This is a genomic window from Micromonospora sp. NPDC051006 (genome assembly GCF_044456245.1).
Lineage (GTDB): Bacteria > Actinomycetota > Actinomycetes > Mycobacteriales > Micromonosporaceae > Micromonospora.
The window spans coordinates 1-20,502 of the sequence record NZ_JBITFP010000040.1 but is presented as its reverse complement, the minus strand read 5'-3'; the positions used below and the strand labels follow the sequence as shown (position 1 = coordinate 20,502).

Here is a 20,502-nt window from a genome sequence, read left to right as displayed (position 1 = left end):
GCCGGGGGCGGGGCGGGCGGGGGGGCGGGCCGCGGGCGCGCCCGCCCCCCCCCCCCGCCCCCCGCCCCCCCGCCCGCCCCCCCCCCGCCCCCCCCCCCCCCCCCCCCCCCCCCCCCCCCCCGGCCCCCCGGCCCCCCCCCCCCCCGCCCCCCCCCCCCGGGGGGCCCCCCCCCCCCCCGCGTCCGTGATCTCGATCAGGGCGCTGGCCAGGTTCGTCGCCGGCCCGGGAAGGTGACATCCTCATCCGGGTGAACACCGACACGGGCGACGACTGGCGTCGTCGCGGGCCCACCCCGGAGCAGCGGCGCCTGGACCTCTACGGCGGACTGGCCATCACCGTGCTCGCCCTGTTCAGCCTCACCCTGACCCGCAGCACCGGAGCGTTCCTACTCGGCCCGCCGCCGTCCTGGCCGGAGCAGATCCTCTGGACCGTCGCGGTGACCCTGCCGCTCATCTGGCGGCGGCGGTTCCCCGCGACCACCACGCTTGTCGTGTCGGCGGCGTTCATCGCCGCGCAGGCGCGCTCCGCCCCGGAGACGCAGCTCTCCTCGTGGGCGCTGTTCGCCGCCCTCTACACCCTCGGCGCCTGGGGGCAGGACCGCCGGATGGCCCGGCGGCTGCGGATCGGCGTCATCGCCACCATGTTCGTCTGGCTGGGGGTGTACTACGCGATCTCGATCGGCAACATCCCCGAGGACGCGTTCGCCCACGCCGTCGGGCCGGTGCCTCCCGTGCTCGCCGCGATCGTCAGCGGCGTGCTGGTGAACGTCCTCTACTTCGGCCTCGCGTACTTCTTCGGGGAGACCGCCTGGTTGGCCGCCCGCCGTCAGCACGAGCTGGCGGCACAGGCGGAGGAGCTGCGCCGCTCGCAGGCCGAGGCGCGCGGGCGGGCGGTGATCGGCGAGCGGGTCCGGATCGCCCGGGAGCTGCACGACGTGGTGGCCCACCACGTGTCGGTGATGGGCGTGCAGGCGTCGGCGGCCCGGCGGGTCATCGACCGGAGCCCGGACAAGGCCCGCACGGCGTTGACCGCGATCGAGGAGTCCGCCCGCAACGCCGTCGACGAGCTGCGCCGGATGCTCGGCGTGCTGCGCGCCTCCGAGGTCGGCCCGGCGGGCGCCGAGCCGCCCGCCGGCATCGACCAGGTCGACGCGGTGGTGGACCGGGCCCGCGACGCCGGGCTGCGGGCGACCCTCGGGGTGTACGGAGCCCCGGCGCCGTTGCCGGAGTCGCTCTCCCAGGCGGTGTACCGGGTCGTCCAGGAGGCGGTGACCAACGTGATCAGACACGCCACCGGCGCCGGCGTGCTCGACGTCCGGATCCGGTATCTGGCCACCGAGGTGGAGGTCGACGTAACCGACGACGGTCGGGCCACCCGCCCGCCCAACGCCGACGGGCTGGGCCTGGTCGGGATGCGGGAGCGGGTCACCACGCACGACGGCGAGCTGGAGGTGGGCCCGCGCGCCGGCGGCGGTTGGCGGGTACGCGCCCGGTTCCCGGTGCCGGCCACCGTACGGGAGTCGGCGTGAGCACCCCGGGCGTCGACCGGCCGATCCGGGTGCTGCTCGCCGACGACCAGCACCTCGTCCGTACCGGGTTCCGGGTCATCCTCGAGGTGGAGGAGGACATCGAGGTGGTCGGCGAGGCCGCCGACGGCGAGCGGGCCGTGAGCATGACCCGCGCCGTACGCCCGGACGTGGTGCTGATGGACGTGCAGATGCCCGGCGTCGACGGCCTGGAGGCTACCCGGCGGATCACCGGCACGGACGACCCCGACGGGCCCGCCGTGCTGATCCTCACCACCTTCGATCGGGACGACTACCTCTTCGCCGCGCTGCGCGCCGGAGCGAGCGGCTTCCTGCTCAAGAACGGCACCCCGGAGGCGCTGGTCGAGGCGATCCGGGTGTTGGCCAGGGGCGACGGCCTGCTCGCCCCGGAAATCACCCGACGGGTGATCGCCACCTTCGCCCGGCCCGGCGCCGCCGCCGACCCCCGGACCGCCGAAGCGGCGCTGGACGAGCTCACCCCGCGCGAACGTGACGTCCTGGCGCGGCTCGCCCGGGGTGCCAGCAACGCGGAGATCGCCGCCGAGCTGCACCTCGGCGAGGCGACGGTGAAGACACACGTCAGTCGGGTGCTCGCCAAGCTCGGCCTGCGCGACCGGGTGCAGGCGGTGGTCTTCGCCTACGAGCACGGGGTGGTCCGGCCAGGCGGGTGAGGGGCCTCCCCCGCGCGGTGGACCCTGGATCTCCACCGGCGGGCGGACGGCGGCCGGCAGCCGCGGATCTAGCGTGGACGCCGTGACCAGTGTGCTAAGCCTCGACGGCATCGACCGGAGCTTCGGCGACCGCCAGGTGCTCAAGAACGTGTCCTTCGACGTGGTCGCCGGTCGGATGACCGGCTTCGTCGGCGGCAACGGCGCCGGCAAGACCACCACCATGCGGATCATCCTCGGCGTGCTCGCCGCCGACGCCGGGCGGGTGAGCTGGCAAGGCACTCCGCTGACCCGGGAGGTCCGTCGGCGCTTCGGCTACATGCCGGAGGAGCGCGGCCTCTATCCGAAGATGAGCGTCCGGGAGCAGGTGACCTACCTGGGCCGGCTGCACGGCATGACCGCCGAGGCCGCCCGCCGCGGCACGGACGCGCTGCTGGAGCGGGTCGGCCTCGGCGAGCGCGGCGACGATCTGCTGGAGACGCTGTCGCTGGGCAACCAGCAGCGGGCCCAGATCGCCGCCGCGCTGGTGCACGACCCGGCGGTGCTGGTGCTCGACGAGCCCTTCTCCGGCCTCGATCCGCTGGCCGTGGACACGGTCGTCGCGGTGCTGCGCGAGCGGGCCGCCACCGGGGTGCCGGTGCTCTTCTCCAGCCACCAACTGGATGTGGTGGAGCGGCTCTGCGACGACCTTGTGATCATCGGGGACGGGGTGATCCGGGCCGCCGGCAGTCGTGAGCAGCTGCGCGCCTCGTACACCTCGCCCCGCTTCGAGCTGGTGGTGGAGGCCGACGCCGGCTGGCTGCGCGATCAGCCCGGGGTGACCCTGGTCGACCTGGACGGCGCCCGCGCGGTCTTCGACCTCGCCCCCGGCGCCGACGAGCAGCCGGTGCTGCACGCGGCGCTGGCCCGCGGCCCGGTCCGCACCTTCCGGCCGGTCAGCCCCTCCCTCGCCGAGATCTTCCGAGAGGTCGCCCAGTGAACACCTTCGAGGCCACCCGCCTGGTCGCCGCCCGGGAGATCCGGGTCAAGCTACGCGACCGCACGTTCCTGATCAGCACGCTGTTCTTCCTGCTCATCGCCGCGGCGGCGACCATCCTGCCGCCGCTGTTCTCCGGCGGGCCGTCCACTGTGGCGGTGACCGAGCAAGCGGCCGGACCGCTGCGCGCGGCCGGGCTGGAGGTGCGGACGGTGCCCGACGACCGCGCCGCCGAGCAGGCCGTACGCGACGGCGACGTGGACGCCGCGGTCGTCGCCGGTCCGGCGGTGCTCGCCATGGACGAGGCCCCCGACGACGTGGTGGCCGCGCTGAGCAGCGAGCCGCCGGTCCGGTTGCTGGACCCGGACGCGGTGGACCCGGTGGTGGCCTTCCTGGTGCCGTTCGTCTTCGCGTTCGTCTTCTTCGTGACGTCGCAGACCTTCGGCGTGCAGATCGCGCAGAGCATCATCGAGGAGAAGCAGACCCGGATCGTGGAGATCCTGGTCGCCGCGGTGCCGGTACGGGCTCTGCTGGCCGGCAAGATGGTCGCCGGCACGCTGCTCGCCCTCGGCCAGATCGCCCTGGTCGCCCTGGTCGCGGTGGCCGGCATGGCGTTCGGCGGCGACACCGGGCTGCTGACCCTGCTGGGGCCGGCGATCGGCTGGTTCGTGCCGTTCTTCCTGCTCGGCTTCGTGCTGATCGCGGCGATGTGGGCGGCGGCCGGGGCGCTGGTCAACCGCTTGGAGGACATCGGTGGCGTGTCGATGCCGGTGCAGCTCGCGGTGATGCTGCCGTTCTTCGCGGTCATCTTCCTGAACGACAACGCCACCGCCATGCGGGTGCTGTCCTACCTGCCGTTCTCCGCGCCGACCGCGATGCCGCTGCGGCTGTTCACCGGGGACGCGGCCGGCTGGGAGCCGGTGCTGTCGCTGATCCTGCTGCTCGCCACGGCCGCCGCGTTCCTGCTGGCGGGCGCCCGGGTGTACGAGGGCGCGCTGCTGCGTACCAACGGGCGCACCTCGGTGCGGACGGCCTGGCGGACCCGCGAGACGCTCGGCTGAACCGGTCGAGCCCGGCGGATCGGCACGATCGACTCCAGCTCGCCGAACTGGCGGTGTCCCGGTCACGCGGACACCGCCAGGTCGGCGATCTGGAGTGGATCACCCAGCCGGCGTGGTCTCCGACCAGCGGGGTCGCGCGTGGGCCGGCGGGGTTCGGCGTGGGACTGCGCCGGTCAGCAGGGGATGGTGTCCCAGCCGGCGGGCAGCCGGGGCACCGGCCAGGCCGGGTCGGGCTGCCAGGAGGCCCAGCTCTCGTCCCACCAGCGCCGGCCCGCGTCGAGCAGCGCGGCGATCCGGTCGCCCTCGTCGCGGATCGCGTCGGCCATCCCCGGGTAGCGCCCCTCCTCGAGGCGCTGCGCGAACATCTCCACGTCCTTCCAGACGTAGCGCTCGGCGTCCGCGCCCCACCAGAGGTCCAGCTCGTGGTCGAGGGTGTCCACCCCGACGGGGGTGCGCCGCGGCGGGTCCTGGAGGTTGAAGTACCAGCCGGCGAAGGCGCGCTCCGGCCCCGACCAGAAGACGTCCACCGAGTGCGCCTCGCCGGGGCGTTGCAGCATCAGCTTGCCGTGGCCGCTCCAGGCGCGATGCCCGGCGGTCTGCCACGGGTGCCGGCCACACGGAAACGTGCCGGACTCCGGGAAGTCGAACTCGGCGCCCGGCGGCAGGTAGAGGGCGAGCAGGTCGGGCGAGTCCTCGACGCAGATGGTCGGGCAACCGAACCAGACCTCGCCGAGCAGCACTTCGCGCCGGACGACCACGTCGCCCGGCGCGAACCGTCGTGCCGTCACGGCCGGGTCAGCCGACCGCCGCCATGATCTCGTCGCTGACGTCGAAGTTCGCGTAGACGTTCTGCACGTCGTCGCAGTCCTCCAGGACGTCGATCAGCTTGAAGATCTTGCGAGCGCCCTCCTCGTCCAGCGGGACGTTGACGCTCGGGATCAGCGAGGACTCGGCCGACTCGTACTCGATGCCGGCGTCCTGCAGCGCGGTGCGCACCGCGATCAGGTCGGTCGGCTCGGAGACCACCTCGAACGCCTCACCGAGGTCGTTGACCTCCTCGGCCCCGGCGTCGAGCACGGCCATCATCACGTCGTCCTCGGTCGTCCCCGTCTTCGGGACGATCACCACGCCCTTGCGGGAGAACATGTACGACACCGAGCCGGCGTCGGCCAGCGAACCGCCGTTGCGGGTCAGCGCGGTACGTACCTCGGTCGCCGCCCGGTTGCGGTTGTCGGTCAGGCACTCGATCAGCATCGCCACGCCGCTGGGCCCGTACCCCTCGTACATGATCGTCTGCCAGTCGGCGCCGCCGGCCTCCAGGCCGGAGCCCCGCTTGACCGCGCGGTCGATGTTGTCGTTCGGGACCGAGTTCTTCTTCGCCTTCTGGATGGCGTCGTAGAGGGTCGGGTTACCGGCCGGGTCACCGCCGCCGGTCCGCGCGGCGACCTCGACGTTCTTGATCAGCTTGGCGAACATCTTGCCGCGCTTGGCGTCGATGACGGCCTTCTTGTGCTTGGTGGTCGCCCACTTTGAGTGGCCGGACATCTGCTACCTCCGTCTGTCATTCCACGCCTGCGTCGACTGGCACGCCGATTCACGCCGCATCGGGCGATCCGGTGGCCGTCGGCCCCCGCGGGAAACGCCACGCGGGTGATGGCCCTGCCGAACCGCGGCAATCCTACCGAGGTCATGCCCCGGCATGTCACACCCGGCTACCACCGGGGACGGCGCCGGGCACCCGGGCGCACCCCAGACACAACGACCGCGGGCCGCAAATCATGCCCGCCGGCCGCTCGGGCCACCGGCGCGCCGCCCGTTTTCGGGGCCGAGAACGGGCGGATCAGGCGGGCGGCGGGTCAGGCGGCGCGGACCAGGTCCACGAAGTAGCGGTGCAGCCGGCGGTCGCCGGTCAGCTCGGGGTGGAACGAGGTGGCCACCAGGTTGCCCTGCCGCACCGCCACGACCCGCCCGGCCGCCGGGCCCTCGGTGACCCGGCCCAGCACCTCGACGTCGGGGCCGACCCGCTCGACCCAGGGCGCCCGGATGAACACCGCGTGGAACGGTTCCCCGTCGACCCCGGCGATCTCCACGGACGCCTCGAACGAGTCGACCTGCCGGCCGAACGCGTTGCGGCGGACGGTCATCGCGATGCCGTCGAACCCGCGCTGGTCGGCCCGGCCGTCCAGCACCTCGGCGGCCAGCATGATCATCCCGGCGCACGAGCCGTAGACCGGCATGCCGGCGGCGATCCGCTTGTCGATCGGCTCGCGCAGCTCGAAGATGTCGACCAGCTTGCTGATCGTGGTGGACTCACCGCCGGGAATGACCAGCCCGTCGACGGCGTCCAGTTCGTGCCGGCGACGCACCGGGCGGGCGTCCGCGCCCGCCGCGGCCAGCGCGGCGAGGTGCTCGCGGACGTCACCCTGCAGGGCGAGCACCCCGATGACGGGTACGTCGCTCACGCGGCGGTCACCAGCCTCGCTCGGCCAGCCGGTGCGGCTGCGGGATCTCGTCGACGTTGATGCCGACCATCGCCTCGCCGAGGCCGCGGGAGACCTTCGCCAGCACGTCCGGGTCGTCGTGGAAGGTGGTCGCCTTCACGATCGCGGCGGCGCGCTGGGCCGGGTTGCCGGACTTGAAGATGCCCGAGCCGACGAAGACGCCCTCGGCGCCGAGCTGCATCATCATCGCGGCGTCGGCCGGGGTGGCGATCCCGCCGGCGGTGAAGAGCACCACCGGCAGCTTGCCGGTCTCGGCGACCTCCTTGACCAGCTCGTACGGGGCCTGCAGCTCCTTGGCCGCGACGAACAGCTCGTCGGTGGGCAGCGAGCTGAGCCGGCGGATCTCCTGGCGGATCTTGCGCATGTGGGTGGTGGCGTTGGAGACGTCACCGGTGCCGGCCTCGCCCTTGGAGCGGATCATGGCCGCGCCCTCGGTGATCCGGCGCAGGGCCTCGCCCAGGTTGGTCGCGCCGCACACGAACGGGACGGTGAACGCCCACTTGTCGATGTGGTTGGCGTAGTCGGCCGGGGTCAGCACCTCGGACTCGTCGACGTAGTCGACGCCGAGCGACTGGAGGATCTGCGCCTCCACGAAGTGACCGATGCGGGCCTTGGCCATCACCGGGATCGACACGGCGTTGATGATGCCGTCGATCATGTCCGGGTCGCTCATCCGGGACACGCCACCCTGGGCGCGGATGTCGGCGGGCACCCGCTCCAGCGCCATCACCGCGACCGCGCCGGCGTCCTCAGCGATCTTGGCCTGCTCGGCGGTGACCACATCCATGATCACGCCACCCTTGAGCATCTCGGCCATGCCGCGCTTCACGCGGGCGGTGCCGACGACCGGGCTGGCGCTGGGGTTCTGGGCGGTGGCTTCGGGCACGGGTTATCGCTCCTCGAACGTGCTCGGGGGGTGGCAAGCGAAAATGCTACGCCGGGGTCAACGCCGGTCCGACAGCCAATCAGACCCCCGGTGGCCTGCAATGTGTCGCCCATCACCGGCCCCCCCGCCGCCGCCCGCTCCGGCAATGCGACAACCCGCCTGATCCACTCCAGGTCGCCTATGTGGCGGCATCCGGGCGGCCGGGACACCGCCATGTCGGCGAAACGGAGTCGATCAAATGCCGCGCGGGCGGTCAGCCGGCGGGGACGTCGGCGGGGACGGTCAGCGTCGGGTCGTCGATGTCGAAGTAGCGCGGCCACTCCCGCCCGCGCCCCATCCGCAGCAGGCGGACCAGCGGGCGACCACGGGCCGACCGGGCGTCGCGGACCAGATCGGTGTGCACCTGCCGGGCCAGGGCGAGCCGGCGGCTGGCCGCGATGACCGCCTCGCAGTCCGGGTCGGCCGGATCGAGCTGCACCACCCGCAGCTGCCGGGTGAGGTCGTTCTCGGCGGCCTCGCGCTCGTCCGGGCGGGCGTCGAGAGCGATCCGCGCCGCCGCGTACAGCTCGACGCCGTAGCGCCGTTCGGCGAGCACCGCGGCGGCCGCCGCGCGGCGCAACAGGTGGGCGTCGAGGGCGCGGGCGGCCGACTCCGCGCGGGCGTGCAGCCGCTCGACGCGGCCGGCGGTCCAGATCAGGTACGTCGAAAGCAGCCCGACGGCCACGATCGTTCCCGTCACCCACCACATGCCCGGCATCGTAGTGCTGCTCCACTTCCGGTTCCGCCGGCTCGGCCGGCACGGGGGACAAGGTCACGCCGGCGCCGCCCGGCACCCGGCTCAGCCCAGCCCTACCCACTCCTGGTCGATGACCCGCCCGTCAGTGGCCTCGATCGCCGCCGCGTACACCTCGACGACCCGCTTCGCCACCGTGGGCCAGTCGAAGTGCGCCACCACCTGGTCGCCGCAGGCGGTCAACTCCGCCCGGGCCGGCGGATCGTCGAGCAGCTCGACCAGCGCGGCACGCAGCGCCGCCGGGTTCCCGGTCGGGAAGAGCCGCCCGGCCCGGCCGCCGTCGAGCACCCGGCGGAACGCGTCGAGGTCGCTGGCGACGACCGTCGTCCCGGCGGCCAGCGCCTCGGTGAGGATCATGCCGAACGACTCGCCGCCGATGTTCGGCGCCACGTAGAGGTGCACGCTGCGCAGCATGCGCGCCTTGTCCGCCTCGGACACCAGGCCGAGGAAGGTGACCCGGTCCCGCAGCGCGGCCGGGAACTGGTCGAACAGGTCGTCCGGGTCGCCCGGCCCGGCCACCAGCAGCCGCAGGCCGGGGCGGTGCGGTGCCAGCTCGACGAAGGCGTCGCGCAGCACCGGGAAGCCCTTGCGCGCCTCGGTGAACCGGCCCAGGAAGCCGATCGTGCCGCCGGTGCCCGGCCCGCACTCCCCCGGCCAGCCGGGCAGCGGCTCCGCGTCGGCGAACTTGGCGACCGCCACGCCGTTCGGGATCTCCACCGCGCCACCGTCCAGGTGCTCGACCTGCACCTTGCGGGCCAGCGCGCTGACCGCGATCCGGGCGGTGATGCGTTCCAGCACGATCTGGAGCACGCCCTGGGCGGCGGCCAGCGCCCGGGACCGGGTGATCGCGGTGTGGAAGGTGGCCACCACCGGCCCCCGGGCGGAGAGCACCGCGAGCAGGGACAGGCTCAGCGTCAACGGCTCGTGCACGTGCAGCACGTCGAAGTCGCCCCGGGTGAGCCAGCGGCGTACCCGGGCGGTGGAGACCGGGCCGAACGCGATCCGGGCGACCGAGCCGTTGTAGGGCAGCGGCACCGCCCGCCCGGCCGACACCACGTACGGCGGCACCGGGGAGTCCTCGTCGGCCGGGGCGAGGACGCTGACCTCGTGACCGAGCGCGATCAGCGCCTCGGCGAGGTCCATGACGTGGTTCTGCACCCCGCCCGGCACATCGAAGGAGTACGGGCACACGATGCCGACCCGCACGTCAACGACCCTTGTTCGCGACCGTCGGGCTCCGCTGGTCCAGCCACATCCGCTGGAGCATGTGCCAGTCCTCCGGATGCCGGGCGATGCCCGCGGCGAAGGCGTCGGCGACCCGCTGGGTCAGCGTCCGGACCCGCTCGTCGAGCGGCCCCTCGTCCGGACCGGGCACCGGCAGCGGCCCCTCGAGAGCCGCGTGTGCCGCGTCCGGTTCGTACCACATGGAGGCCACGTAGAGCGGCGCTCCGGTGCGCAGGGCCAGCAGCGCCGGCCCCGCCGGCATCCGGGTCCGGGCCCCGAAGAAGTCGACCTCGATGCCCCGCGCGGAGAGGTCCCGGTCGGCCAGCAGCGGCACCACCGCGCCGGCTCGCAGCCGGTCGACCAGCACGTCGAACGCGGGGCGGGCACCGCCGTGGGTGGGCAGGATCTCCATGCCCAGGCTCTGCCGGAAGGCGAGGAAGCGCTCGTAGACGCCCTCCGGCTTGAGCCGCTCGGCCACCGTGGTGATCGGCCAGCCGGTGGCGGCCACCCAGGCGCCCGCGGCGTCCCAGTTGCCGGCGTGCGGCAACGCCACCACCGCGCCTCGGCCGGCGGCCACGTCGGCGGCGAGCAGTTCCTCGCCGTCGAGGCGGAACCCGGCCAGGATCTGCTCGCGACTCAGCGCGGGCAGCCGGAACGCCTCCATCCAGTACCGGGCGTACGACCGCAGGGCCCGCCGGACCAGCGCGTCGAACTCGGCCTCGGGCAGCTCGGGCCCGACCACCCGGCGCAGGTTCGCGCGCAGCCGGTCCGTACCCCCGCCGCCGCGCCGGTGGGTGCGGTCGGCGCCGGCCCGAAACGCCGCGGCCACGACGGGCCGCGGCAGCGCGCGGATCACCCGCCAGCCGGCGACGTAGCCGAGCTCGGTGAGATTCACCCGTTTCCACCCGGCGTGTGCACCCGCTGGGCCTGCCGGTACACGTGCGTCATCCGCTGACCGACCGTGAAGATCGACACGGCGGCGAGCAGCCAGAGCGCGATCTCCAGCGCCGGGTCGAGGCCGAAGCCGGTGAGCAGGCCACCGACGCCGACGATCAGCAGCCGCTCGGTGCGCTCGGCGATGCCCACGTTGCAGGTCATGCCGAGCCCTTCGGCCCGGGCCTTGACGTACGAGACGAGGGCGCCGGCGGACAGACAGAGCAGCGCGGCGGCCACACCGGAGAACTGGTGCTCGGTGGCCAGCCAGTACGCCACCGCGCCGAACACGGCGCTGTCGGCGACCCGGTCCATGCTCGAGTCGAGGAACGCGCCGAACCGGGTGGAGCCGCCACTCATCCGGGCCATCGTGCCGTCGAGCAGGTCGGTGAGCGCGAAGACCGTGACGATCAGCGCGCCGGCGACCAGGTGACCGCGGGCGCCGAAGCCGAGCGCGCCGACCAGCACGCCGACGGTCCCGGTCACGGTGACCGCGTTGGGGGTGACGCCCGCACGGAGCAGGGCTCGGGCAAGCGGCTCAATGACGCGGGTCATCCCCGCGCGGGCCGACACTTGGAAGATCTTCGCCATGGCGGTCCCCACGATAACGGTCCCCGCAGGTCCGGCGATACGGCCGGTCAGTGGAGCCTCGGTGCGGAGGCTTGTGCGCACCCCGTAACGGGTGTCTGATCGAGCCAGGGAGGTGAGCCAGCTCACCCTCCTGACCGTCTGAAAACCCGCTGTGCAGCGGACACCGGAGGATATCGCCGCGCACTCGCCCCGGGCCGCTTCCCGTCACGCGCGGCGTTCGCCACCAACCACCGGCTGAGGGAGGTGCGCCCGATGGCGCAGAAGAGTCAGGAGAAGGGTGTCACCGGCGGCGCGCCGGTGGTGACCGACCCCGCCAGGGTTCGCAACGTGGTGCTCGTCGGGCACTCCGGCGCGGGCAAGACGACCCTGGTCGAGGCGCTGCTCACCGCGAGCGGCACGATCAGCCGCGCCGGCACGGTCACCGACGGCACCACGGTCTGCGACCACGACCCGGCCGCCGTGCGCCAGCAACGCTCGGTGAGCCTGGCCTGCGCACCCCTGCTGCACAACGGCATCAAGGTCAACCTGCTGGACACGCCCGGCTACGCCGACTTCGTCGGTGAGCTGCGCGCCGGGCTGCGGGCCGCCGACGCCGCGCTCTTCGTCGTCTCCGCGGCCGACGGGATGGACGCGGCCACCGCGGCGCTGTGGGAGGAGTGCGCGGCGGTGGACATGCCGCGGGCGGTCGCCGTCGCCCGGCTCGACCACCCGCGCGCCGACTTCGACGAGGCGGTGGCGCTCTGCCAGCGCGTCTTCGGCGACAACGTGATGCCGCTCTACCTGCCGATGCTCGGCGACGACGGGGTCTCCACGGTCGGCCTGCTCGGCCTGATCACCCGCCGGGTCTTCGACTACACCGGCGGGCTGCCCGCCGACGTCCGCGAGCCGGATCCGGAGCACCTGCCGGCGATCACCGAGTCCCGCGACGAGCTGATCGAGGGGATCATCGCGGAGAGCGAGGACGAGTCGCTCATGGACCGCTACCTCGAGGGCGAGGAGATCGGCACGGACGTGCTCATCGACGACCTGGAGAAGGCCGTCGCGCGCGGGCACTTCTACCCGGTGGTGCCGGTCTGCGCGGAGACCGGCGTCGGGCTGGACGCGCTGCTGGAGGTGCTCACCGCCGCCTTCCCGTCGCCGTTGGAGCACGAGCTGCCCGCGGTCGCCGGGGTGGACGGCTCCCCCCGGCCGCCGCTGACCTGCGACCCCGACGGCCCGCTGGTGGCCGAGGTGGTCAAGACGACGATCGACCGACACGTGGGGCGGGTCTCCCTGGTCCGGGTCTTCTCCGGCACGCTGCGTCCCGAGCAGACCGTGCACGTCTCCGGGCACGGTCTGGCCGAGCGCGGGCACCCCGACCACGACGCCGACGAGCGGGTCGGGCACGTCTACACCCCGCTCGGCGTCGCGCTGCGCGAGGTGTCGGCCTGCGTCGCCGGCGACATCTGCGCGATCACCAAGTCGGGCAGCGCGGAGACCGGCGACACGGTCTCCGCCAAGGACGACCCGCTGCTGATCGCGCCGTGGGAGATGCCCGAGCCGCTGCTGCCGGTGGCGATCGTGGCCAAGAGCCGGTCCGACGAGGACGCCCTGGCCCGCAACCTGGCCCGACTGGTGGCCGGCGACCCGACCATGCGGCTGGAGCGCAACCCGGAGACCCACCAGCTGGTGCTCTGGTGCATGGGTGAGGCGCATGCCGACGTGGTGCTGGACCGGCTGCGCGCCGGCGGCGTCGAGCTGGAGACCGAGCCGGTGCGGGTGGCGCTGCGCGAGACGTTCACCGCCCCGGCGCGGGGGCACGGCCGGCACGTCAAGCAGTCCGGCGGCCACGGCCAGTACGCCGTCTGCGACATCGAGGTCGAGCCGCTGCCCCGCGGTAGCGGCTTCGAGTTCGTCGACCGGGTGGTCGGCGGCGCGGTACCGCACAACTACATCCCCTCCGTGGAGAAGGGCGTCCGGGCCCAGATGGAGCGGGGCGTGCTCGCCGGCCACCCGATGGTGGACCTGCGGGTCACGCTGGTCGACGGCAAGGCGCACAGCGTCGACTCCTCCGACGCGGCGTTCCAGACCGCCGGGGCGCTGGCGCTGCGGGACGCGGCCGAGAAGGGCCAGCCGACCCTGCTGGAGCCGGTCGACGAGGTGACAATCCGGGTACCGGACGGCTCGGTCGGCGCGGTGATGGGCGACCTCTCCGGCCGGCGTGGCCGGGTGCTCGGCACCGAGCCGGATCCGGACGGCGAGGGCCGCACCCTGGTGCGCGCCGAGGTGCCCGCCACCGAGCTGCTGCGCTACGCGGTGGAGCTGCGTTCGATGACCGCCGGCACCGGCACCTTCCGCCGCGGCTTCGTCCGCCACGACCCCATGCCCGCCCACCTGGCCGACCAGATCCGCAAGGAACAGAACTCCCACCCCTGACCCCGTGCGGGCGTGGCCCGGTCAGGGGTGGACGGCGGGGAGGGCGGGGGCGGGCCAGTGGGCGTGGTCGGCCCCCCGCAGGGCCGCCGAGCGCAGGGCGGCGAGCTGCCGCTCCACCTCGGCGAACTGGTCGGGGCCGAGCGGGCCGCGGTCGAGCGCCGCGGCGTTCTCCACCACCTGGGCGACGGTACGGCAGCCGGGGATCGGGATCGTCCGACCGCTGCGCGCCCAGATCCAGCCGAGCGCGCCCTGGGCCAGGGTGCGTCCGTCGCCGGTCAGCGCCGCCCGCACCGCGGCGACCCGGCGTAGCCACTCCGGTGCCGGCCGGCCGCCGCGGAACCACTCCAGCCAGCCGGGCGCGAGCCCGCGTACGTCGTCGCGGGGCAGCGTCGAGGTGGCGGTGTACTTGCCGGTGAGCAGTCCCATCCCGAGCGGCCCCCGGTTGACGCTGGCCAGGTCGTACTTGTCGCAGACGGCGAGCAGCTCGGGAGCGTCGCGGAGCACGGAGAGGTTGTGCTGCACGGCGGTCGCGCCGGCGGCGGCGGGACCGAACGCGGCGGCCCGGTCCGGGCGGTCGGTGCTCCAGCCGTAGGCCCGGATCAGCCCGCCGGCGACCAGCTCCTCCAGCGTGCCGATCAGCGCCTCGGCGCGGGACACCGGCAGGTCGGCGAGGTGGAGCTGGTACAGGTCGATCCGGTCGGTGCCGAGCCGGCGCAGCGAGTCGGTGACCGCCCGGCGCAGGTAGGCCGGGGAGGCGTCGTGCCCGGTGGCCTGCCGGGTCGCCTCGTCGAAGGTGTAGCCCCACTTGGTGGCGATCACCGCCGCGTCGCGCCGGCCGGCCAGGGCCCGACCGAGGATCCGCTCACTGTGGCCCGCCCCGTACGTGTCGGCGGTGTCGAAGAGGGTGACGCCCAGGTCGAGCGCCCGGCGCACCGCACGGACCGACTCCTCGTCGTCGACCGCGCCCCAGCCCAGCGGCTGGCTGCCCTCGGCCCAGGGGCCACCGATCGCCCAGCACCCCATGCCCAGGGCGCTGACCTCGATGCCGCTGCGCCCCAAAATGCGCGTCGTGACTGCCATCGGCCGATCCTGCCACCTCGAGTCCGCTCGACGGCAACATCTCACCCAACCCGGCGGGCGGCGGCACACCGACCCGTACGGCATGATCGACCGTATGCGGCTGGGAGTGGACATCGGCGGCGTGATCATCGAACCGGCCGACGACGACGCCGACACCTCGTTCTTCGGGGAGCACTACCTGCGCACGCCGGTCGTCGCCGGGGCGTTCGAGGCGCTGGCCACGCTGGCGGCCGGGCCGTTCGACGAGGTGCACCTGATCAGCAAGTGCGGCGAGGACACCGAGCGGCGGACCCGGGAGTGGCTGGTCCACCACGACTTCCACGCCCGCACGGGGATACCGGCGCAGCGGGTGCACTTCTGCCGTACCCGACCGGCGAAGGCCCCGATCGCCCGCCGGCTCGGGCTGACCCACTTCGTCGACGACAAGCTCGAGGTGCTGGGTTACCTCGACTCGGTGCCGCACCGCTACCTCTTCCGCCCCCGGGCGGCGGAGGTGGCCCGGCACGACGTCCACCTGCCGCTCGTACACCGGGTGGAGAGCTGGCCGGAGCTGGTCACCGCGCTGCGCGGCGGCTGACCGGCACGGCCTCGGGCCGCGGCGGTCGACCGGCGCGGCGCCGGACGGCGACTGCGGCGGGCCGCGGCGCCGGCGGGCCGGCCGGCGCGGTCAGGACGGCCAGGCGCGGGCGAGCAGGTCGCGGGTGTCGCCGAGGAGTTGCGGCAGGACCTTGGTCCGGCCGATCACCGGCATGAAGTTGGCGTCGCCGCCCCAGCGGGGCACCACGTGCTGGTGCAGGTGCGCGGCGATGCCCGCGCCGGCCACTCCGCCCTGGTTCATCCCCAGGTTGAAGCCGTGGGCGTTGCTCACCTTGCGGATGACACGCATCGCGGTCTGGGTGAAGGACGCCAGCTCCACGGTCTCCGACTCGTCCAGCTCGGTGTAGTCGGCGACGTGCCGGTAGGGGCAGACCAGCAGGTGCCCCGGGTTGTACGGGTAGAGGTTGAGCACCGCGAAGACGTGCTGCCCGCGCGCCACGAGCAGGTTCTCCTCCGGGGGCAGCTGCGGCCCTCGGCAGAACGGGCAGCCGCTCGGCTTCTCGTAGCCCTCGGCGGGGCGGTCCTCGCCCGAGATGTAGGTCATCCGGTGCGGCGTCCAGAGCCGCTCCAGGCCGTCGGCCATCCCGCCACTGTTCGCGTGCCGTTCCACCCCAGTCACAGGGGCGATCCTACGGACCATCCCGGCCGGCAGCGACGGCCGGCACAGGGCAGCGCTCTCCGACCGGAATGTCGTCTGTTCAGGAACGCGTCAAATGGAAGTTGTTGACGAACCAAAGCCCGCAGCTGAAACTTCCATACATTCATGTACTTACATGGACTGATGGAGGACTCCTGTGATCCGACGAATCGGCACCTTCCTCGCAGCCCTCGCGCTGACCGCCGTCAGCACGGTGGTCGGTGTCACCGCCACCGCCGGCGCGGCCCACGCCGACGGTTGCTACACCTGGGGACGCACCCTGTCCGAGGGGATGTCCGGCGAGGACGTCCGGCAGCTCCAGATCCGCGTCGCCGGCTACCCCGGCAACGGCGCGGTGCTCACCCTCGACGGGGCGTTCGGCCCGGCCACCCGGTCGGCGGTCAGCCGCTTCCAGCAGGCGTACGGGTTGTCGGCCGACGGCATCGCCGGCCCGCAGACCTTCAACCGGATCTACGCGCTGCAGGACGACGACTGCACCCCGGTCAACTTCAGCTACGCCGAGTTCAACGACTGCAACAGCGACTGGTCCGGCGGAGCGGTCTCGGCCAGCACGGCCCGGTTCAACGCCCGGGTCTCGATGTGGAAGCTCCAGGCGATGCGGCACGCCCTGGGCGACCAGCAGATCGTCGTGACCAGCGCGTTCCGCAGCTACGCCTGCAACAGCGCGGTGGGCGGGTCAGCGACGAGCCGGCACCTCTACGGCGACGCCGTCGACCTGGGCGCCGGGCCGCACTCGCTGTGCCGGCTCGCCCAGCAGGCCCGCAACCACGGGTTCAACGAGATCCTCGGCCCCGGCTACCCCGGGCACAACGACCACACCCACGTCGCGCACAAGTCGACCCGCACCTGGTCGGCGCCGAACTGCGGCATCTGACGCTCCGGCTCGGCAGCCCCCGTCCCGGCCGGTCGGTCGGAACGGGGGCCGTCGACGTCACATCTCGGCGGACGGGCCGCTGTTGGTACGCGAGGTGACCACGTCGAGCACGTGCGTCACCGCCTCGGCCATCGGCACCCCGTTGCGCTGCGAGCCGTCGCGGTAACGGAACGACACCGTGCCGGCCGCCACGTCGTCGTCACCGGCGATCACCATGAACGGGATCTTCTGCTGCTGCGCCGTGCGGATCTTCTTCTGCATCCGGTCGTCGCCCGCGTCGACCTGGGCGCGGATCCCCTCGGCGCGCAGCGCGGCGACGAAGCCGTGCAGGTAGTCGGTGTGGTCCTCACGGATCGGGATGCCGACCACCTGCACCGGGGCCAGCCAGGCCGGGAACGCGCCCGCGTAGTGCTCGGTGAGCACCCCGAAGAACCGCTCGATCGAGCCGAAGAGCGCCCGGTGGATCATCACCGGCCGCTGCCGGGTGCCGTCGGCCGCCTGGTACTCAAGCCCGAACCGCTCCGGCTGGTTGAAGTCGACCTGGATGGTGGACATCTGCCAGGTCCGCCCGATGGCGTCCTTGGCCTGCACCGAGATCTTCGGCCCGTAGAAGGCCGCGCCGCCCGGATCGGGCACCAGGTCCAGCCCGGACTGCTCGGCGGCGGTGCGCAGCGCCTCGGTGGCCTCCGCCCAGTCCTCGTCCGAGCCGATGAACTTCGGCGAATCGTCCCGGGTGGACAGCTCCAGGTAGAAGTCGTCCAGGCCGTAGTCGCGCAGCAGGTCGAGCACGAAGGTGAGCAGCGTGGACAGCTCGCCGGCCATCTGCTCCCGGGTGCAGTAGATGTGCGAGTCGTCCTGGGTCAGGCCCCGCACCCGGGTCAGGCCGTGCACCACGCCGGACTTCTCGTACCGGTAGACCGTGCCGAACTCGAAGAGCCGCAACGGCAGCTCCCGGTAGGACCGCCCGCGCGCCCCGAAGATCAGGTTGTGCATCGGGCAGTTCATGGCCTTGAGGTAGTAGTCCGCGCCCTCCAGCTGCATGGGCGGGAACATGGTGTCGGCGTAGTAGGGCAGGTGGCCCGAGGTCTCGAAAAGCTGCGCCTTGGTGATGTGCGGGGTGTTGACGAACTCGTAGCCCGCGTCCTCGTGCCGGCGGCGGGAGTAGTTCTCCATCTCCCGGCGGATGATGCCGCCCTTGGGGTGGAAGACCGCCAGGCCCGAGCCGATCTCGTCGGGGAAGCTGAACAGGTCGAGGTCCGCTCCGAGCTTGCGGTGGTCGCGCCGGGCGGCCTCCTCCAGCAGCTTCAGGTACGCCTTGAGCTCGTCGCGGGTCGGCCACGCGGTGCCGTACACCCGCTGCAGCTGCGGGTTCTTCTCCGACCCGCGCCAGTACGCCGCCGCCGAGCGCATCAGCTTGAACGCCCCGATCAGCCGGGTGTTCGGCAGGTGCGGACCCCGGCAGAGGTCCGACCAGCAGACCTTCTCCTCGTTCGCGGCGAGGTTGTCGTAGATGGTCAGCTCGCCACCGCCGACCTCCATCACCTCGGAGGAGTCCAGGCCCTCGCCCTTGACGTCGATCAGCTCCAGCTTGAACGGCTCGGCGGCCAGCTCGGCGCGCGCCTCGTCCAGGCTGCCGAAGCGGCGGCGGCGGAACCGCTGCCCGGACTTGACGATCTCCTGCATCCGCTTCTCGATCTTGGCCAGGTCGTCCGGCTGGAACGGCTTGTCGACCGCGAAGTCGTAGTAGAAGCCGTTCTCGATCGGCGGGCCGATGCCGAGCTTGGCCTCGGGGTAGACGTCCTGCACGGCCTGGGCGAGCACGTGCGCGGTCGAGTGGCGCAGCACGTTCAGCCCGTCCGGCGATTCGAGGCTGACCGGCTCGACCTCGGTGTCGGCCGCCGGCCGCCAGTCCAGGTCGTGCAGCTGGCCCTCCGGATCGCGGACCACCACGATCGCCTTCGGACCGGCGGCGGGCAGCCCGGCCGCGGCCACCGCGTCGGCCGCCGTGGTCCCGGCGGTGACGACGACGGGGTCGGCCACGGCGGGGGTACGGGGTGCGGACACGGTGACTCCTCGCAGCAGACGGTACGGATCGGGCCGGCGTCCGGCCCCTGCCGATGCTATCGGTCGCCCCGTCCGACCCGACCGCCGACGCCGCAGCCATTGCCGGGGCACCGACCAGCGGCACCGGCGGCACCGCCCGCCCGCCCGACTCCGCCTCGCCTGGGCGGCACGCCGGCCGGCAGTGCCGGTCTCGCGCAGCCGCCCGTACCGACGATTGAACCTTTCGCGGCTCGGAGCCGAACTACCCGGTGTGGCCGGAGACCGGCGCCGGTCGCGCGGACAGGGATGGGGACACGAGATGGCGATGACGGATGGCAACCGCCGCTGGCACCGGCCCGCGGCGCTGGCCGCCCTGGCCGCGGCCACGGTGCTCGGCTGGCCCGGTACGGCGCACGCGGCGGAGGTGACCACCAATCCCGGCCAGGCCCGGCAGGGTGACGCGGTCCGGCTGGAGTTCGTGGTACCCGAGGAGCGGCCCGGCACCCGCACCCGCCAAATCGAGGTCCGGCTGCCGGCGGACGCCCCGATCGCCGAGGTCTACCCGATGTCGGTGCCCGGCTGGGCACCCCGGATCACCTCCCGCACGCTCGATCAGCCGGTGGCCGGCATCCACTCGACCGGGGTGACCACGGTCACCACGGCGGTGACCTGGATCCGGGTCGACGGAGCCCCGGCCGGCCCGGCCCGGCTGGCGCTCTCGATGGGCCCGCTCCCCCGCACCGACCGGCTCACCTTCCCGGTGATCCAGACCTACGCCGACGGCACGGTGGTGCGCTGGGCGGACCCGACCGGCGCCCACCGCGCCCCGGTGCTCACCCTGCTGCCCGCAGCGGCCGGCGCCCCGGCCGGGCACACCGGTCACGGCGCGGCGAACGGGGGCGCGGCGAACGCCGAAGGCGGCGGGGCCGGCCCGGCGACCGACAGCGACCCGGCCGGCGCCCGGGGCGCTGCGGACGGCGCGGCCGGCGCGCGCGCCGGGAACGAAGCCGCTGGGAACGCGGCCGGCGGGAACGCGGACGCGCTCCTCGCCGCGGGCCTGCTCGCCGGGCTCGGTGGCGGCGCGGCGATCGGTTGGCTGGCCAGCCGCTGGCGCCGCCGCTCCCCGGCCGCCGACCCGGCCACGGCCGACCACGCCGAGCCCACCGGATCCGCCTCGGGCGCCGACCACGCCGAGCCCACCGGTGCGGCCTCGGATGCCGACCACGCCGAGCCCGCCGGATCCGCCTCGGGTGCCGACCACGCCACCACCGAACCAGCTCTGGATGCCGGGCAGGGACGCGCGCCGGAGCATCTTGGCGCCGGTCCCACCCTGATCCACTCGGGTTCTGGGACTGCGGGGTAACCGGGCGACCCGAATACCCCGACTTCCCGGAACCCGAGTCGATCAAGACGCGATGACCGGCGTGATCCACTCCATGTCGCCGATATCGCGGCCTCCGACCCCGGCGGTTTCAAGCGGCTGTTGCAACGAGGTGCTTGTTGAGTACCTCGGCAGGATTCTGCCAGTCGAGGGTTTGGCGGGGTCGTCCGTTGAGTTCCCGTGCGACGGCGTCGAGCTGGTCTTGAGTCCAGGTGCGGAAGTCGGTGCTGGAGCGGGGGAAGTACTGGCGCAGCAGGCCGTTGGTGTTCTCGTT

The 20,502-nt window shown here is 73.4% G+C and carries 20 protein-coding genes; 8 read left to right on the top strand and 12 right to left on the bottom strand.

Annotated features, from left to right (window positions below; translation table 11 throughout):
• The first annotated feature begins 248 nt into the window (after window positions 1-248).
• The 4 genes from ACIBBA_RS33060 to ACIBBA_RS33045 all read left to right on the top strand — a co-directional run bounded on the left by ACIBBA_RS33060 (window position 249) and on the right by ACIBBA_RS33045 (window position 4,252).
• Window positions 249-1,529 carry a sensor histidine kinase gene (locus ACIBBA_RS33060; RefSeq protein ID WP_396702750.1) on the top strand — a complete coding sequence of 427 codons (1,281 nt, stop codon included), beginning with the start codon at window positions 249-251 and terminating at the stop codon, window positions 1,527-1,529.
• Window positions 1,526-2,218, top strand: a complete 693-nt coding sequence (locus ACIBBA_RS33055; RefSeq protein WP_396702748.1) for a response regulator — start codon at window positions 1,526-1,528, stop codon at window positions 2,216-2,218. Before ACIBBA_RS33060 ends, ACIBBA_RS33055 begins: the two co-directional genes overlap by 4 nt.
• Window positions 2,219-2,300: 82 nt before the next feature.
• Window positions 2,301-3,194: an ABC transporter ATP-binding protein gene (locus tag ACIBBA_RS33050; RefSeq protein WP_396702746.1), complete on the top strand. Its 894-nt coding sequence runs from the start codon at window positions 2,301-2,303 to the stop codon at window positions 3,192-3,194.
• Window positions 3,191-4,252 (top strand): ABC transporter permease, encoded by a 1,062-nt coding sequence (locus ACIBBA_RS33045; RefSeq protein WP_350872987.1) that lies wholly within the window; start codon window positions 3,191-3,193, stop codon window positions 4,250-4,252. Before ACIBBA_RS33050 ends, ACIBBA_RS33045 begins: the two co-directional genes overlap by 4 nt.
• Window positions 4,253-4,425: 173 nt before the next feature.
• On the opposite strand, the gene ACIBBA_RS33040 is transcribed toward ACIBBA_RS33045, so the two are convergent.
• The 8 genes from ACIBBA_RS33040 to pgsA all read right to left on the bottom strand — a co-directional run bounded on the left by ACIBBA_RS33040 (window position 4,426) and on the right by pgsA (window position 11,180).
• The gene (locus ACIBBA_RS33040) at window positions 4,426-5,040 is read right to left on the bottom strand and encodes a DUF402 domain-containing protein (protein WP_396702744.1); all 615 of its coding nucleotides are present in this window, start codon (window positions 5,038-5,040) and stop codon (window positions 4,426-4,428) included.
• 7 nt (window positions 5,041-5,047) lie between these two features.
• On the bottom strand, window positions 5,048-5,797 hold the full coding sequence (locus ACIBBA_RS33035; RefSeq protein WP_350872989.1) for a YebC/PmpR family DNA-binding transcriptional regulator: 750 nt from the start codon (window positions 5,795-5,797) through the stop codon (window positions 5,048-5,050).
• Between the two features lie 311 nt (window positions 5,798-6,108).
• Complete coding sequence (gene pdxT, locus ACIBBA_RS33030; RefSeq protein ID WP_396702741.1) at window positions 6,109-6,714, bottom strand: pyridoxal 5'-phosphate synthase glutaminase subunit PdxT; 606 nt, start codon at window positions 6,712-6,714, stop codon at window positions 6,109-6,111.
• A 7-nt stretch (window positions 6,715-6,721) separates the two neighbouring features.
• On the bottom strand, window positions 6,722-7,639 hold the full coding sequence (gene pdxS / locus ACIBBA_RS33025) for a pyridoxal 5'-phosphate synthase lyase subunit PdxS (RefSeq protein WP_357057840.1): 918 nt from the start codon (window positions 7,637-7,639) through the stop codon (window positions 6,722-6,724).
• Window positions 7,640-7,892: 253 nt separating this feature from the next.
• Window positions 7,893-8,396 carry a hypothetical protein gene (locus ACIBBA_RS33020; protein WP_396702739.1) on the bottom strand — a complete coding sequence of 168 codons (504 nt, stop codon included), beginning with the start codon at window positions 8,394-8,396 and terminating at the stop codon, window positions 7,893-7,895.
• A gap of 81 nt (window positions 8,397-8,477) precedes the next feature.
• Window positions 8,478-9,638 (bottom strand): glycosyltransferase family 4 protein, encoded by a 1,161-nt coding sequence (locus ACIBBA_RS33015; RefSeq protein ID WP_396702737.1) that lies wholly within the window; start codon window positions 9,636-9,638, stop codon window positions 8,478-8,480.
• A gap of 1 nt (window position 9,639) precedes the next feature.
• Window positions 9,640-10,551, bottom strand: coding sequence for a phosphatidylinositol mannoside acyltransferase (locus tag ACIBBA_RS33010; RefSeq protein ID WP_396702735.1), 912 nt, complete (start codon window positions 10,549-10,551; stop codon window positions 9,640-9,642).
• On the bottom strand, window positions 10,548-11,180 hold the full coding sequence (pgsA, locus tag ACIBBA_RS33005) for a phosphatidylinositol phosphate synthase (RefSeq protein WP_396702733.1): 633 nt from the start codon (window positions 11,178-11,180) through the stop codon (window positions 10,548-10,550). Before pgsA ends, ACIBBA_RS33010 begins: the two co-directional genes overlap by 4 nt.
• 252 nt (window positions 11,181-11,432) lie before the next feature.
• On the opposite strand from pgsA, the gene ACIBBA_RS33000 reads away from it, so the two are divergent.
• Window positions 11,433-13,595 carry an elongation factor G-like protein EF-G2 gene (locus tag ACIBBA_RS33000; protein WP_350872996.1) on the top strand — a complete coding sequence of 721 codons (2,163 nt, stop codon included), beginning with the start codon at window positions 11,433-11,435 and terminating at the stop codon, window positions 13,593-13,595.
• A gap of 21 nt (window positions 13,596-13,616) precedes the next feature.
• Here ACIBBA_RS33000 and ACIBBA_RS32995 read toward each other — a convergent pair whose 3' ends face one another.
• Window positions 13,617-14,675, bottom strand: coding sequence for an aldo/keto reductase (locus tag ACIBBA_RS32995; RefSeq protein ID WP_396702731.1), 1,059 nt, complete (start codon window positions 14,673-14,675; stop codon window positions 13,617-13,619).
• Window positions 14,676-14,769: 94 nt separating this feature from the next.
• Here ACIBBA_RS32995 and ACIBBA_RS32990 point away from each other — a divergent pair, with 94 nt between their 5' ends.
• Complete coding sequence (locus ACIBBA_RS32990) at window positions 14,770-15,252, top strand: hypothetical protein (protein WP_396702729.1); 483 nt, start codon at window positions 14,770-14,772, stop codon at window positions 15,250-15,252.
• 90 nt (window positions 15,253-15,342) lie between these two features.
• Here ACIBBA_RS32990 and ACIBBA_RS32985 read toward each other — a convergent pair whose 3' ends face one another.
• Complete coding sequence (locus ACIBBA_RS32985; RefSeq protein WP_350873373.1) at window positions 15,343-15,855, bottom strand: HIT domain-containing protein; 513 nt, start codon at window positions 15,853-15,855, stop codon at window positions 15,343-15,345.
• A 211-nt stretch (window positions 15,856-16,066) separates the two neighbouring features.
• On the opposite strand from ACIBBA_RS32985, the gene ACIBBA_RS32980 reads away from it, so the two are divergent.
• Window positions 16,067-16,804 carry a D-Ala-D-Ala carboxypeptidase family metallohydrolase gene (locus tag ACIBBA_RS32980; RefSeq protein ID WP_396702727.1) on the top strand — a complete coding sequence of 246 codons (738 nt, stop codon included), beginning with the start codon at window positions 16,067-16,069 and terminating at the stop codon, window positions 16,802-16,804.
• Between the two features lie 57 nt (window positions 16,805-16,861).
• On the opposite strand, the gene thrS is transcribed toward ACIBBA_RS32980, so the two are convergent.
• Complete coding sequence (gene thrS / locus ACIBBA_RS32975) at window positions 16,862-18,868, bottom strand: threonine--tRNA ligase (protein ID WP_396702725.1); 2,007 nt, start codon at window positions 18,866-18,868, stop codon at window positions 16,862-16,864.
• Between the two features lie 298 nt (window positions 18,869-19,166).
• Between thrS and ACIBBA_RS32970 the strand changes: the two genes are divergently transcribed.
• Complete coding sequence (locus ACIBBA_RS32970; protein ID WP_396702723.1) at window positions 19,167-20,210, top strand: DUF1775 domain-containing protein; 1,044 nt, start codon at window positions 19,167-19,169, stop codon at window positions 20,208-20,210.
• 109 nt (window positions 20,211-20,319) lie between these two features.
• On the opposite strand, the gene ACIBBA_RS32965 is transcribed toward ACIBBA_RS32970, so the two are convergent.
• A partial coding sequence (locus tag ACIBBA_RS32965; protein WP_396702721.1) for a transposase occupies window positions 20,320-20,502 on the bottom strand: 183 nt, incomplete at its 5' end.